Genomic DNA, 14,228 nt, shown 5'->3' with positions numbered 1-14,228 from the left:
TCCCCGGCCCGTGCGCCCCACCAATTCCAAAGCACAACGCCACCAACGCCGCCCCACTCGCCTGCCCCAACAACCGCGCCGTAGCAATCACCCCACTGGCCCCGCCACTGCGCTCCCGCGGCGCGCTGGACATCAGTGCCTTGAGATTGGGGGACTGAAAAAATCCAAATCCAGCGCCACAAATGCACATGCGGATACCGATATCCAGGGCACTCGGATTTGCGGGCAGCATCGCCAGCGAGACCATCCCCGCACTCATCACCGCCAGCCCTACACCGCCAAGCAGCCCCGGCGGATAGCGATCCGACAACCTGCCGGCGATCGGCGCGATCAGCGCTACCACTACTGACCAGGGCGTCAGCAGGAACCCAGTCTCAATCTGCCCACGTCCCAGCACATGCTGGAAATAAAACGGCAGCGACACAAACGCCAGCCCTTGCGCCGCGAACGAACACACCGCTGTCAGCGTGGATAGTGCAAACATCGGCCGCTTGAACAAGTCGACCGGCAGCATTGGCGCCGGATGCCCCCGCTCGCGCCACAGCAGCAGCCCGAACGCCACCACGAAAATCCCCGCCGCTGCCAGCGACTCGTGCAACGGCGCACGCTGCGCGCCCTCGCCCAAAGCAAAAATCAGCGCCGCAAAGGCAATCACGTTAAGCACTGCGGTTACGCGATCGAAGCCGTGCGTGCTGCGTGGCGTCTGCGGCAGCGCGCCGCGCGCGATGGCGAGCGCCAGCAGGCCGATCGGCAGGTTGACCGCAAACAGCCATGGCCAGGGGCCGAACGACAGGATGACGGACGCTACGGTAGGCCCGACCGCAAATGAAACACCCACCACCAGCGCGTTCAGTCCCAGCCCGCGCCCCAACCGATGCATCGGAAAAATCGCGCTGATCAGCGCCGTGTTGACGCTCATGATGGCCGCGGCGCCGATGCCCTGCAGCACCCGCGCCGCAGCGAGCGTGGGCAGCGACCACCCCAGCGCGCAGACGACAGAGGCGCCGATAAACACCATTACACCGCCGAGGTAGATCCGACGATGGCCGACGATGCCACCGAGTGCCGCGAATGGCAGCAGTGTCGCTACCATCGCGAGCTGGTAGGCGTTGATCACCCACACAGATGCGGCCGGCGTGGCCTGCAGGTCGGCAGCGATCGATGGCAGCGCCGTATTCGCGATGGCGGTATCGAGGGTGGCGAGGGCGACGGCGATGAGGATGGCGGCCATGCCGCGGCGCTCGCGCGAGGTCATGACGGCGTCCGCGCCGGTGGCGGGCGCGGACTGGAGGGGCGCTGTATTGGGCACTGTCTTTACCGGTTGCCGCCACGGCCGGTCGCAGGCATCAGGGGCCGTGGCGCTTCACAGTCCAAGACGATACGGGAAATTGCTTCAACGTGCTGAAGGCGCCTTCATATGTATGCACATTCAGGCAGGCTGTGCGCTGGCCCCCACTCCGTAGCGCTCTGCCGGCTTGCTGCGTGACAGCTTGGGCGCAAGCGCCAGGCGTGCCGATTCAAAGGCTTGCCAGTCGGCCAGGTCGGGCAGCGATGGCACCGTAGCCAGTTCGCCCTGATCGAGGCCCGCCAGTGCCGCGTCAACCATATCGTCCGCTTCCATCACGATTTCCTGCGGCAGGTTGTCGACCGCATGCCCTGCCACGTCCCAGAACTCGGTGCGCGTCGCGCCAGGCAATACCGCTTGCACCCGCACGCCCTTGTCGGCCAGTTCATGGTGCAGCGATTGCGTGAACGCCAGCACATAGGCCTTGCTGCCGCCGTAGACGCCGTTGAGCACCTCGGGCGCCACCGCCACGATCGAGGCGATGTTGATGATGGTGCCGTTGCCGCGCTCGACGAACTTCGGCGCGATGGCGTAGGTCAGGCGCGTCAGCGCGGTCACGTTCAGGCCGATCATCGCTTCCATCTTGTCCGGATCCGAGACGAGCAACGGTCCTGCGCCGCCAACGCCCGCATTGTTGACCAGCATCGTGATGCTCGCGTCGGTGCGCAGGATCTCTTCCACGCGGCGCACGTCGGACGCCTTGCCAAGGTCCGCCTGCACCACTTCGACGGCGCGGCCGGTGGCGTTGCTGAGGTCGTTGGCAAGCGTGTCGAGCCGCTCCCGGTTGCGCGCGACCAGGATCAGGTCGTAGCCGCGGCGCGCCAGCCGCTGTGCGTAGATAGCGCCGATGCCGGAAGAAGCGCCGGTGATCAGCGCGGTGCCCTTGTGGGTAGTGTCTTGCATGCTAGTTCTCCAATGTGCGGCGGCATCCTTTGCCGCCTGCGTTGGAGCCAGAATAGGCGCATAATGGCCTGACTCAAATGTCATATATGCCACCTTTCAGGACATCCGTCGGAGAACACCCATGCTGCGCATCGGAATCGTGCTGTATCCCGGCTTCCAGGTGCTGAACCTGTCGGTGACGACGGTGTTCGAGTTCGCCAATCTCACCGTCGGCAGCAAGACCTATGAGGTTGAGCTGCTATCCGAGCACGGCGGCCCCGTAACCAGTTCGGCGGGCTTCTCCGTGGCCACGGTGCCGTTCGGGCGGCGCCGTTTCGACACGGTGCTGGTGGTGGGCGACAACGAGATGGTGGCATCGCCTGCGGGTGTGATCGCGTTTCTGCAGCGCGCGGCGCGCACCTCCAGGCGTATGGCGTCGACCTGCACGGGCGCTTTCAACCTTGCGCAGGCGGGCCTGCTCGATGGCAGGCGCGCGACTACGCACTGGTTCTTTGCCCAGCGCTTTCGGCAGGAATTTCCGAACGTGAAGCTGGAGGAGGACCGGATCTTTATCGTCGACGGGCCGGTGTGGACGTCGGCCGGCATGACGGCGTGCATCGACCTGGCGCTGGCGCTGGTCGAGAAAGACCTCGGCCCCGACTGCGCGCGGCAGGTAGCGAAGAAGCTGGTGGTGTATCACCGCCGCGCGGGCGGGCAATCGCAGTTCTCGGCACTGCTGGAGATGCAGCCGCGTTCAGACCGCATCCAGACCGCGCTGGACTATGCGAAGCGGCATTTGCAGAGCGAGTTGTCGGTGGAGCAACTGGCGGAAGCAGCCAATCTCAGCGCGCGGCAGTTCAGCCGCGCCTTTCGCGCGGAGACCGGGCGGTCGCCGGCCAAGGCGGTCGAGCACCTGCGGCTCGAGGCAGCGCGCTTGATGCTGGAATCGGGCCGGCACCCGGTCGACGTGATTGCGCGCGAAACCGGCTTTGGCGACCGCGAGCGCATGCGGCGCGCCTTCCTGCGCGCCTTCGGCCAGCCGCCGCAGATGATCCGGCGCGCGTCGCGCGCCGGCGAAGTGGCGGCATAAGCGCCGGGGCAGCTACTGCGCTGACAGCCCGCCGTCCACGCCGATGCTTTGCCCGTGGATAAAGCGGCCTGCCGGCGCTGCCAGCAGCACCGCCAGCCCCGCCACATCGCTCGCTTCACCGATCCGGCGCATCGGGATATTGGCGGCAAGCCGCGCCTCGCGCTCCGGGTCGCCCCACAGCGCCTCGCGCGAGAACTCGGTGCGCACCGGCCCCGGGTTGATCGCGTTGACATTGATGCCGGACGGTCCCAGCTCGAGCGCCAGGCTGCGCATCGCCTGGTCGAGCGCGGCTTTCGTCACGCTGTACATGCCGAGAAAAGCCGAACCGCGTTTCGCGGCGATGCTCGACATAAAGGTGATGGAGCCATCGCCGCGCGCGATCATTTGCGGCGCCAGTGCGTTCACCAGCACCAGGTTGCCGCGCACATTGCCCGCCATCGCTTCATCGAACACCTCCGGCCCCTGGCTCAGCAGCGACCCTGGCGTACCGCCGGCGGCGGCATTGAGCACCAGCGTATCGACGCGTCCGTAGGCGGCCAGCGCCTGCTTGGCGAACGCGCGCACGCTGCCCACGTCGGCGATGTCGCAGGCGATGCCGGTGGCGCGGATGCCCTCGTTTTCCAGTTTGCCGGCCACGGTACGCGCGGCATCTGCGTCGCGCCCGGACACGACCACGGCGGCGCCGGCCGCGCCAAGGGCACGGGCCATTTCGAGGCCCATGCCGCGGGTGGAGCCGGTGATGATGGCAACACGGCCGCCAAGGTCAAAGAGATTCTGCATGACTGATCACTCCTATAGAAAAAAACGAAGGCGGCGCTGCCGGGATCGGCACCAGGAAACTTGAATAGATGACGCCTGTCATCTATTGAATAAAGTATGCTCATCATCTAAACTCACGTCAAGGCAGGAATTGGTGGAGGACTGCAGATGGCACGCGCATCACGCGAGCAAACCGACAAGAACCGCGAGGCAATCGAGCAGGCATCGTCGCGGCTGTTCCGCGAACGCGGGCTGAACGGCGTCAGCGTGGCCGAGCTGATGGCCGGTGCGGGGCTCACGCACGGCGGCTTCTACGGCCACTTCTCGTCCAAGGACGCGCTGGCCGCGCAGGCGTGCAAGCGCGCCTTCGAAGAATCGACCGCTCGCTGGGAACGGCGCATGGATAAAGCCGGCGACGACCCCAACGCGATGCTGGCCAATCTGGTCGAGCCCTACCTGACTCCGGCGCATTGCGCCAACCCCGGCGTCGGCTGCGCCGCCGCGGCATTGGCCGTGGATGTCGCGCGCGAGCCGGCTGACAAGCCGGTGCGCCAGGCCTACCTGGAAGGCTTCAAGGCGATGACGGAGGACATGGCAAAGACCGTGGATTCCGACGATCCGCAAGTACGCCACGACGAAGCGCTGGTGCGCATGGCACTGCTGGTCGGCGCCCTGACGCTGGCACGCGCGACTGCTAGCGACCCCATCTCCGACGAGATGCTGAGCGCGGTACGAACACGCCTGCTGGGCAGCACCGCCTAGCGCCAGCGCCGCCGAGCGCCACCTGGTCCATAAGGCGCTTCCCGAACCCGACGACTTACCGACCCCGCTGCGATCGACTGCAGCGGGAGGGCCCCATTTTGTCTTTTTCCAGCGCACGAACCACCAAAACACCGACCCCAAGACACCCATGTTCGCCCAAGCCCTTTCCAGCCGGCTCGACCGGCGCGGCATCCACTACGCCTGGCTGGTCGCCGCCCTTACCTTCCTGGTGATGCTCACCACCTCGGCCGCGCTCGGCCTGCCTGGCGCCTTTCTGACGCCACTGACGAAGGAAATGGGCTGGAACACCGATCAGATCTCGTCGATCCTGGCGTTCCGCTTTGCGCTGTTCGGGCTGATGGCGCCGTTCTCGGCAATCCTGATGGAACGCTTCGGCGTGCGCAACGTGGTCTGCGCCGCGCTGGCGCTGATCGCCAGCGGCATGGCGCTGGCCACGGTCTCGACCGAGCTGTGGCAGCTCTTTATCGCCTGGGGCCTGATGCTGGGCGTCGGCTCCGGCATGACCGCGCTGGTGCTGGCGGCAGTGGTCGCCAACCGCTGGTTCAGCGCACGGCGCGGGCTGGTGATCGGCATCCTGACCGCCAGCTCTGCCACCGGACAGCTTGCGTTCCTGCCGGTGGCGGCCTGGCTCATCGAGCATATGGGCTGGCGCGTGGCGGTGATCCCGGTGCTGGTTGCGTGCGCGGCGCTGGCGGCGCTGGTGTTCGGCTTGATGCGCAACCGGCCGGCCGACGTGGGCCTGGCGGCCTTCGGCGAAGTGCCGGGCGCGGTGCCGGTGCAGGCAGCGCCGGCACCCGCCACGCCGCTGACGCTGCGCGCGCCTTTCGTGGTGCTGCGCGATGCCGCCCGCACCCAGACCTTCTGGATCCTGGCCGGCACCTTCTTTATCTGCGGGCTCAGCACCAACGGCCTGATCCAGACCCACTTCATCGCGCTGTGCGGCGACTTCGGCATGGGCCCCGTGCCCGCCGCATCGGCACTGGCGATGATGGGCGCGTTCGACTTTATCGGCACCATCCTGTCGGGGTGGCTGTCGGACCGCTATGACAGCCGCAAGCTGCTGTTCTGGTACTACGCGCTGCGCGGCCTGTCGCTGTTCTGGCTGCCGCATTCCACCTTCACGCTGTACGGCCTGTCTATCTTTGCAATGTTCTACGGGCTCGACTGGATCGCCACCGTACCGCCCACGGTGAAGCTGGCGGCCACGGCCTTCGGGCGCGAGCGCGCGCCGATGGTGTTCGGCTGGATTTTCGCGGCCCACCAGATCGGCGCGGCGGTGGCGGCCTTTGGCGCGGGCATGAGCCGCACGCTCTTGCTGACCTACACCCCGGCACTGTATGCCGCGGGCGCGGCCTGCATGGTGGCGGCGCTGCTCGCGCTGGCGGTCAGCCGGCAACGTGCGACGGCAACAACCGGGCCAGCGCGCGCGTGACTTTGGGGCAGAGCCCCCTCAACTCCCCTTTGCATAAGCCAGGAACGACCACAGGCTCGGCGGGCGCTGGTCGCGCGATACCACGTTGATGCGCAGCGCCGATGCCATCACCGGACCCGGCAGCGACAGGAAGCGGCTCTGGCCGATGCCGTTGCCGCTGGCCACTATCTGCCACTGGCCGTTGACGTTGGCTTCGACCGTGAAGCTGCCGGTGCGGTAGTCCGACTCGCCCGGGTCGACGTATTCGGCGAGCTGCACCAGGTGTACCGCTGCCGGTGCGGCAAAGACCTGCGTCAGCGTGGCCCTGGGCGCCGCCGAGGCCCAGCGCGTGGCGGGGTTGCCATCGATCGCCATCTCTGGCCCAAAGCCGGGATCGTGCGACCACGTGGAGGTAGCCGTGGCGGTGGCCTGGCGCGACAGGTTGAGCTGCACCGGCACGGCCGCATCCAGCTTCAGCACCAGCGGCTCGCGCGGCGTGCGCACTGCGGACGACAAGTCGATCTCAGTGGTGCCCGTGGCATCGTCCCGGCGCACCGCCAGCGGCGCACCGGCCAGCGTGCGCGCGATGCACACCTCGGCCAGCGCGTATGGCAGGTTGATCCGCGTGGCCGCGGCATCGCGCACGAACAGATACAGGTAAGCCTTGCCATCCGGGCCGGTACCGACAGTGGAGTCGAAACCGATCACGCCGGCGCCTGCCCTCTCCCCCGGCCCCTCTCCCGCCTGCGGGAGAGGGGAGCAAATCGACAGCAGTACCAGCGGATGCAGCGCCGGCCCTTTCAGCCTTTGCCTTTGCCTTTGCCTTTGCCCTTGCCCCTGGTCGCGGCGGCTTTCCCCTGCGAGCGTCCGACGGTCCGCTTTGGCAACGCCGCCGGCTTCGCCGCCTGGGCCGACTTCATCAAGTTGCTTTCGCTGGTGGTCACACCCACGATCCGGGCGAGCTGCCGGCTTACGCTGATGTAGGCGTGGCCCATGCGGGCATCGAAATACAACGCATCGCCCCGCGCCAGGCGCAGCTTCTCGCCGTTGTCGAAGTGGATTTCGATCTCGCCGCTGAGCACATAGACAAACTCCTCGCCGGGATGGCGCGAGAAGTCACCGGGGCCCTCGATGCGGCGCGCATGCACGGTGCCGACCACCGGGCTCATCTGCTTGCCGACAGCCTCTGTGCCAAGAAATTCATAGGTCAGCGACGATCCCCGGTAGGTCACGCCCGCGCCGGCCCGGGTCACGACGGGCCCCTGGAACGGTGACGTCTTCGTGCCGGCGCCCGCGAACATCGAGCCCATGTCCATCTGCAGCGCCTGGCCCAGCGCAGCAAAATTCTCGTAGCCCAGCGCCAGTTGCCCGCGCTCCGCGCGCGAGATGGTGGTGATCGAGACTCCCGACAGTTCGGCGAGGTGCGCCAGCGTCCAGCCAAAGGCCTTGCGCGCCGCGCGCAAGCGCTTGCCAAAGGTTTCACGGTCGAGCGTGCGCGACTCGCCGTCATCGGTCCCGATGCCGCTGCCGCGCCCCTGGGCGGTGTGTGGTTTCAAGCCTGCGTCCTTTTTTCCGTTGGACGGAATGCTAACAGAGCAGACCGCGCCAAGGCTCATCCCCTGCCGCCCACCTTAGCGCAAGATTTGCGTATCCGCAATTTGCGTATACGCAAATTCTTGCCTACACTCACTTCCATTCCGAATGCATGAGCGCCCCGCAGGCGCTCTCCTGCCACCTGATCCATGCACCCGACTCACGCTGCCTCACCGATTCCAGCCGACTATCTCATCATCGGAGGCGGCATTGCCGGTGCTTCCGTCGCGTACTGGCTCGCGCCCCATGGCCGCGTCATCCTGCTCGAACGCGAAGCCCACCCTGGCTACCATTCGACCGGCCGCTCGGCGGCGTTGTTCATGGAAAGCTACGGCACCACGCAGGTCCGCGCGCTGACGATGGCAAGCCGCGCCTTCCTGCAGGATCCGCCGACGGGTTTTGCCTCGCACCCGCTGCTCACGCCGCGCGGCGCGCTGATGGTCGCCGGCCCCGGGCAACAGCATTTGCTTGACGCGCACTGGGACGTGGTGCGCGCCGTCGATCCCGACGCCCGCCTGCTGAGTGCCGCGCAAGCGTGCGAGCGCGTACCGGCGCTGCGCGCGGAGCAACTGGTTGGGGGCGTCTATGAGCCAGGCGCCGCAGACATGGATGTGGACGCGATCCACCAGGGCTACCTGCGCGGCATGCGCCAGGCCGGCGGCAAGCTGGTGTGCGATGCCGAAGTCACGGCCATGGCACGCGTGCGGGACCACTGGCGCGTGGAGGCTGGCGGGTCGGTATATGCGGCAGCGGTGGTACTCAACGCCGCCGGCGCCTGGGCCGACGTCATCGCGCGGCTGGCCGGCGTGCAGCCGCTGGGGATTGAACCCCGCCGCCGCTCTGCCTTCGTCTTCGCTCCGCCCGCGGAGATGGACACCAGCGGCTGGCCCATGGTCTTCGGCGCCGACGAGGACTGGTACATCAAGCCCGATGCCGGCATGTTGCTGGGCTCCCCGGCCAATGCCGACCCGGTCGAGCCACAGGACGTCCAGCCCGAGGAAATGGATATCGCGCTCGCCATCGACCGCATCGAGACCGCGACCTCGCTCAGGATCCGCCGCCCTGCGCGCACCTGGGCCGGGCTGCGCGCCTTCGTCGCCGACGGCGACCTGGTGGGCGGGTTCGACGACGCCGTGCCGGGCTTCTTCTGGGTGGCGGGCCAGGGCGGCTACGGCATCCAGACCTCGGCGGCCATGGGCGAGACCTGTGCCGCGCTGGCGCGCGGCCTGCCGGTGCCGGCGCATCCTGCTTCGTTCGGCCTGAGCGCCGGGATGCTTGGGCCGGCGCGCCTGCGCCGCCTGGCCCCCTCGGCCTGAATCGCGCTTTCCCCCAACTAATCCCCGACTGACCAGGAGCCAACCATCGTGCGTGTCTTCAGTGCCTCCCTCGCTACCGAAACCAACACCTTTGCGCCGATGCCCACCGGCCTGTCGTCCTTCAGGGATCGCGGCTACTTCGCGGCCGGCCAGCATCCTGACCAGATGACGTTTTTCTCAGGGCCGCTGTGGGCAGCACGGATCCGCGGCAAGGAGCGCGGCTGGCAGCTGTGCGAAGGCATGGTGGCCGGCGCGCAGCCCAGCGGCACCACCACCCGCCATGCCTACGAAACCCTGCGCGAGGAACTGTTGACCGACCTGCGCGCGGCGCTGCCGGTGGACATGGTGCTGCTCGGCCTGCACGGCGCGATGGTGGCCGATGGCTATGACGACTGCGAGGGCGACCTGCTGCAGCGTGTGCGCGCCATCGTCGGCCCCGAGGTGGTGATCGGCGCTGAGCTGGACCCGCACTGCCACCTGACGCCCGAGATGACGGCGTACGCCGACGTGATGGTCGCCTTCAAGGAATACCCGCATACCGACGTGCTGGAACGCGCGCTGGAACTGGTCGACCTGTGCGCGGCCACGGTGGAAGGCAAGGTTCGCCCGGTGGCGGCGGTGGTCGATTGCAGCATGATCGTCACGGTCCACACCTCGCGCGAGCCGGCACGCGGCTTCATCGACCGCATCCAGTCGCTGGAAGGGCGCGACGGCGTGCTGTCGATCTCGGTGGCGCATGGGTTTTCATGGGGCGATGTGCCGGGGATGGGCACCAAGGTGCTGGTCTACACCGATGGCAACCAGGCCAGGGCCGATGCCCTGGCGCGGCAACTGGCCGACGAACTGGTCGCCATGCGCGACGGGCTCACGGTGCGCTACCCGGACATCGAGACCTCGCTCGACGAGGCGCTGGCCTGCGACGGCGGGCCGGTGGTGCTGGCCGACGGCGCCGACAATCCCGGCGGCGGCGCAGCCAGCGACTCCACTTTTATCCTGCGCCGCATGATCGAGCGCGGCATCGGCAATGCGGCGGTGGGCCCGATGTGGGACCCGATCGCGGTGCGCATCGCCTTCGATGCCGGCGTGGGCGCACGCCTGCGGATGCGCATCGGCGGCAAGATCAGTCCGCTATCGGGCGATCCGCTGGACCTGGACTGCACGGTCAAGGCTCTGCTGCCCGACATGGTGATGACCGGGCTCTCCGACGCGCCGGTGCCGATGGGCGACTGCGCGCTGGTGGAAGCCAACGGCATCGACATCGTGCTGATCACGCTGCGCAACCAGGCCATGGGCACGGACATGTTCACCCAGCTCGGCTGCGACCTGGCGCGCAAGCAGATCATCGTGGTCAAGTCCTCGCAGCACTTCTACGCGTCCTTCTCGAAAGTGGCAAGGCACGTGATCTACGCAGGCGCCCCGGGTGCCGTCACGCTTGACCTCACGACCCTGCCCTATCGCAAGATCCAACGGCCCAAGTGGCCCCTGGACCGCGCCGCGGCCTGAGCGCCGGCCGCCTGGCTGCGATCACGACAACAACGACAACGAAGAAAACGGAGACTGCTGATGACACCAAACCGATCCCTGTCCGCCGCGCTCGCGGCGGGCGCCCTGGTCCTGGCAGGCGCCAGCCTTCCCGTGCTGGCGCAGACCAAGACGCTCAAGGTCGTGGCGCATGCCGACCTGAAGATCCTCGATCCGACCTTCACCACGGCCTACATCACGCGCAACTTCGGCTACATGGTCTACGACACGCTGTTCGCGCAGGACGCCAAGGGCAAGCCGCAACCACAGATGGTCGAGAAGTACAGCAGCTTGAAGGATGGCCGGCAGTGGAGCTTCACGCTGCGTCCCGGCCTGAAGTTCTCGGATGGCAGCGCGGTTACCTCGGCGGACGCGATCGCCTCGCTGCAGCGCTGGGGCGCGCGCGACAGCCTGGGCCGTGCCATGGGCGAAGCCGGCGCCGAGTGGAAGGCAGTCGACGCGCGCACGTTCACGCTGACGCTCAAGGAGCCCTTTGGCATGGTGCTCGATGCGCTGGCCAAGCCCTCGGGCTTTCCCCCGGTGATCCTGCCGGAGCGCCTGGCGAGGATGCCCGCCACCGCGCCGCTGCCCGAGGTGCTGGGCTCCGGCCCCTTCATCTTCAAGCGCGACGAATGGGTGCCGGGCAACAAGGCGGTGTTCGTGCGCAACCCGCACTACGTGGCACGCAGCGAGCCCGCGAGCGGTCTCGCCGGCAGCAAGCAGCCCCGCGTGGACCGCGTCGAATGGCTCTACCTGCCGGACGCCAACAGCGCCATCGCGGCGCTCAAGCGCGGCGAGGTCGACCTGATCGAACAGGTACCGCCGGACTACATCACCCCGCTGCGCGGCGACGCCAGCATCAAGATCGGCTCGGGCGGCGCCTACCAGGGCGTGCTGGTGATGAACCAGCTGCATCCCCCATTCAACAACCCGAAAGTGCGCCAGGCCTTCCTGCAGGCGGTCAGCCAGGAACGCTTCACCGCGGCCATGGGCTATCCGCTCGACATGCGCATCAACTACTGCGCCACCTTCTTCATCTGCGGCGGCCCCAACGATACCGCTGCCGGCGCCGAACCGTACCGCAAGGCCGATCCGGCCCGCGCCAGGCAGTTGCTGGGCGCGGCGGGCTACAAGGGCGAAAAGGTGGTGCTGCTGGTGCCGACCGACGTTCCCCAGCTCAATGCTGAAGCCCTGATGGCGGCACAGACCATGCGCAGCATGGGCATGAACGTCGACATGCAGAACATGGACTGGGCCTCCATCGGCGCGCGCCGCGCCAAGCGGGATGCGCCCGAGGCCGGGGGCTGGAATATGTACGTGACCGTCGCGGGCGAGTTCGACGCCGATTCCCCGATCACCAATGCCTACCTCGGCGCCCCCTGCGGCACCAGCCTGCCCGGCTGGCCCTGCGACAAGCCGCTCGACGCCCTGCGCACGGCCTGGGTCCGCGAGACCGTGCCGGCCAAGCGCAAGGAACTGCTCGATGCCTTCCAGAAGCGCGCCTATGAGGCGGTGCCCTATGTGAACGCCGGCCAGTACTCGTCGGCGTTCGCGGCACGTGCCAGCCTCAAGGGCATCGACCGGATGTGGGCCGGCATGCCCACGGTCTGGATGCTCGACAAATAACCACGAAGCACGAACCACCGGGGGAAACACGACAATGGGCTATCTGCTCAGACGCCTGGCCGCGACGCTGCCGGTGATGGCAGTGGTGGCCGTGGTGGTCTTCCTGCTGATCCACTTGTCGCCGGGCGATCCGGCGGCGCTGATCGCAGGCGACCTCGCGACCGTTGACGACATCGCCAGGCTGCGCGGCGTGCTGGGGCTGGACCAGCCGCTGTGGCGGCAGTTCTTGCTGTGGCTCGGCCGGCTCGCCACCGGCGACCTCGGCACCTCCATCTTCACCCAGGTGCCGGTGGCGCAGTTGCTGGCGCAGCGGCTGGAGCCGACCGTCTCTGTCGCCGCGCTGACGATGCTGCTGACCTTGCTGGTCGCGGTGCCACTGGGAACGCTGGCCGCGTACCGCGCCGGCAGCTGGGTCGACCGGCTGGTGATGCTGTTCGCGGTGCTGGCATTCTCGCTGCCGGTGTTCCTGGTGGGCTACCTGCTGGTCTACGCCTTTGCCATCCAGTTGCCGTGGTTCCCGGTGCAGGGCTATGCGCGCCTCGCCGAAGGCGCTGGCGCATGGCTGCGCAGCCTGGTGCTGCCCTGCGTCAACCTGGCGCTGGTCTATATCGCGCTGGTGACGCGCATGACGCGCGCTACCGTGCTGGAAGTCCTGCATGAGGACTACATCCGCACTGCGCGCGCCAAGGGCCTGGGCGTGCTGCCGGTGCTGGGCCACGCGCTGCGCAACGCGGCGATCCCGATCGCCACCACCGTCGGCATGGGCATCGCGCTGCTGATCGGCGGCGTGGTCGTGACCGAGACCGTGTTTGCGATCCCGGGGGTCGGCCGCCTGGTGGTCGACTCGGTGCAGCGCCACGACTACCCGGTGATCCAGAGCGTGCTGCTGGTCTCCGCCGGGGTCTACGTGCTGATCAACCTGATGATCGACCTCAGCTACCGGCTGTTCGATCCGCGCATCAAGTACTGATGGCTCGCCGCGAGACCCGCTGACATGACCACTTCCCTACCCGCCACCGAACCTGCCGTACCGGCACCCGACCATGCGGCTTTCGTGCTGCCGCGCTGGCACTGGGCACGCAAGCACCCCACGCTGATCCTGGGCGCGCTGCTGCTGGCGGTGATCGCCGTGCTCTCCCTCGGCGCGCCCTGGATTGCCACCGTCGACCCGCAGGACATCGACCCGCTGGCGCGCATGCAGCCGCCATCGGCCGAGCACTGGTTCGGCACCGACGCGCTCGGCCGCGACGTATTCAGCCGCGCGGTCTGGGGCGGCCGCGTGTCCATGATCGTGGGCCTGTCGGTCGGGCTGCTGGCAACCGTGTCCGGCGTGCTGCTGGGCCTGGTCGCGGGCTTCGTGCGCCGGGCTGACTCCCTGGTGATGCGCGTGATGGACGGCCTGATGGCGATCCCGGGGATCCTGCTGGCGATCGCGCTGATGGCCGTTACGCAGGCCAGCCTGGGCGCGGTGATCATCGCCATCGCCATACCCGAGGTCCCGCGCGTGGTGCGGCTGGTGCGCTCGCTGGCGCTGACCCTGCGCGAGCAGCTCTACGTCGAGGCGGCGCATGCGGTCGGCACCCGCCTGCCGGTGATCCTGGTGCGCCACGTGGTGCCCAATATGGTGGCGCCGCTGATCGTGCAGGCCACTTTCGTGGCCGCCACCGCCGTGCTCACGGAAGCCGCGCTGTCTTTCCTCGGCGTCGGCGTGCCGGCCCAGATGCCGAGCTGGGGCAACATGATGGCCGAGGGGCGCAATTTCGTGGCCGTGGCCTTCCACATCATCCTGTACCCGGGCATCCTGCTGGCCGCGACGGTGCTGGCCATCAACCTGCTCGGCGACGGCCTGCGCGACGCGCTCGATCCGCGCCTGGCGCGGCAACTCTGAATCCGGGAGCGCAA

Annotated in this window: 13 protein-coding genes; 8 read left to right on the top strand and 5 right to left on the bottom strand. The window is 67.8% G+C overall.

Annotated elements, in window-relative coordinates:
- Together AB1I47_RS10925 and AB1I47_RS10920 are read right to left on the bottom strand one after the other, a co-directional pair.
- On the bottom strand, positions 1-1,255 hold a 1,255-nt coding region (locus tag AB1I47_RS10925; protein ID WP_354683769.1), incomplete at its 3' end, for an MFS transporter.
- A gap of 174 nt (positions 1,256-1,429) precedes the next feature.
- Positions 1,430-2,248, bottom strand: coding sequence for an SDR family NAD(P)-dependent oxidoreductase (locus tag AB1I47_RS10920; protein ID WP_354683768.1), 819 nt, complete (start codon positions 2,246-2,248; stop codon positions 1,430-1,432).
- 121 nt (positions 2,249-2,369) lie between these two features.
- Here AB1I47_RS10920 and AB1I47_RS10915 point away from each other — a divergent pair, with 121 nt between their 5' ends.
- Positions 2,370-3,317, top strand: a complete 948-nt coding sequence (locus AB1I47_RS10915; RefSeq protein WP_354683767.1) for a GlxA family transcriptional regulator — start codon at positions 2,370-2,372, stop codon at positions 3,315-3,317.
- 12 nt (positions 3,318-3,329) lie between these two features.
- Here the strand turns inward: AB1I47_RS10915 and AB1I47_RS10910 are convergent, their stop codons facing one another.
- Positions 3,330-4,097 (bottom strand): SDR family NAD(P)-dependent oxidoreductase, encoded by a 768-nt coding sequence (locus tag AB1I47_RS10910; RefSeq protein WP_354683766.1) that lies wholly within the window; start codon positions 4,095-4,097, stop codon positions 3,330-3,332.
- Between the two features lie 147 nt (positions 4,098-4,244).
- Here AB1I47_RS10910 and AB1I47_RS10905 point away from each other — a divergent pair, with 147 nt between their 5' ends.
- Together AB1I47_RS10905 and AB1I47_RS10900 are read left to right on the top strand one after the other, a co-directional pair.
- The gene (locus AB1I47_RS10905) at positions 4,245-4,838 is read left to right on the top strand and encodes a TetR/AcrR family transcriptional regulator (RefSeq protein ID WP_354683765.1); all 594 of its coding nucleotides are present in this window, start codon (positions 4,245-4,247) and stop codon (positions 4,836-4,838) included.
- A 148-nt stretch (positions 4,839-4,986) separates the two neighbouring features.
- Positions 4,987-6,291: an MFS transporter gene (locus AB1I47_RS10900; RefSeq protein ID WP_354683764.1), complete on the top strand. Its 1,305-nt coding sequence runs from the start codon at positions 4,987-4,989 to the stop codon at positions 6,289-6,291.
- Between the two features lie 18 nt (positions 6,292-6,309).
- Here AB1I47_RS10900 and AB1I47_RS10895 read toward each other — a convergent pair whose 3' ends face one another.
- Complete coding sequence (locus tag AB1I47_RS10895) at positions 6,310-6,978, bottom strand: discoidin domain-containing protein (RefSeq protein WP_354683763.1); 669 nt, start codon at positions 6,976-6,978, stop codon at positions 6,310-6,312.
- A 92-nt stretch (positions 6,979-7,070) separates the two neighbouring features.
- A complete protein-coding gene (locus AB1I47_RS10890; RefSeq protein ID WP_407935824.1) occupies positions 7,071-7,826 on the bottom strand; it encodes a helix-turn-helix domain-containing protein in 756 nt (251 codons plus the stop codon).
- 186 nt (positions 7,827-8,012) lie between these two features.
- Here AB1I47_RS10890 and AB1I47_RS10885 point away from each other — a divergent pair, with 186 nt between their 5' ends.
- From AB1I47_RS10885 to AB1I47_RS10865, 5 genes are read left to right on the top strand one after another with little or no spacing between them, the layout of a single operon-like run.
- A complete protein-coding gene (locus AB1I47_RS10885; protein ID WP_354683761.1) occupies positions 8,013-9,179 on the top strand; it encodes an NAD(P)/FAD-dependent oxidoreductase in 1,167 nt (388 codons plus the stop codon).
- A gap of 48 nt (positions 9,180-9,227) precedes the next feature.
- The gene (locus AB1I47_RS10880) at positions 9,228-10,682 is read left to right on the top strand and encodes a M81 family metallopeptidase (RefSeq protein ID WP_354683760.1); all 1,455 of its coding nucleotides are present in this window, start codon (positions 9,228-9,230) and stop codon (positions 10,680-10,682) included.
- Between the two features lie 60 nt (positions 10,683-10,742).
- Entirely contained in the window at positions 10,743-12,326 is a 1,584-nt protein-coding gene (locus AB1I47_RS10875) for an ABC transporter substrate-binding protein (RefSeq protein WP_354683759.1), read from the top strand.
- A gap of 34 nt (positions 12,327-12,360) precedes the next feature.
- Positions 12,361-13,296: an ABC transporter permease gene (locus tag AB1I47_RS10870; protein ID WP_354683758.1), complete on the top strand. Its 936-nt coding sequence runs from the start codon at positions 12,361-12,363 to the stop codon at positions 13,294-13,296.
- Between the two features lie 24 nt (positions 13,297-13,320).
- Entirely contained in the window at positions 13,321-14,214 is an 894-nt protein-coding gene (locus AB1I47_RS10865) for an ABC transporter permease (RefSeq protein WP_354683757.1), read from the top strand.
- Positions 14,215-14,228: the final 14 nt, after the last annotated feature.

Source organism: Cupriavidus necator (assembly GCF_040578825.1).
In the GTDB taxonomy this organism is placed as follows: Bacteria; Pseudomonadota; Gammaproteobacteria; order Burkholderiales; family Burkholderiaceae; genus Cupriavidus; species Cupriavidus necator_E.
This window is presented reverse-complemented; position numbering and strand designations above follow the sequence as displayed.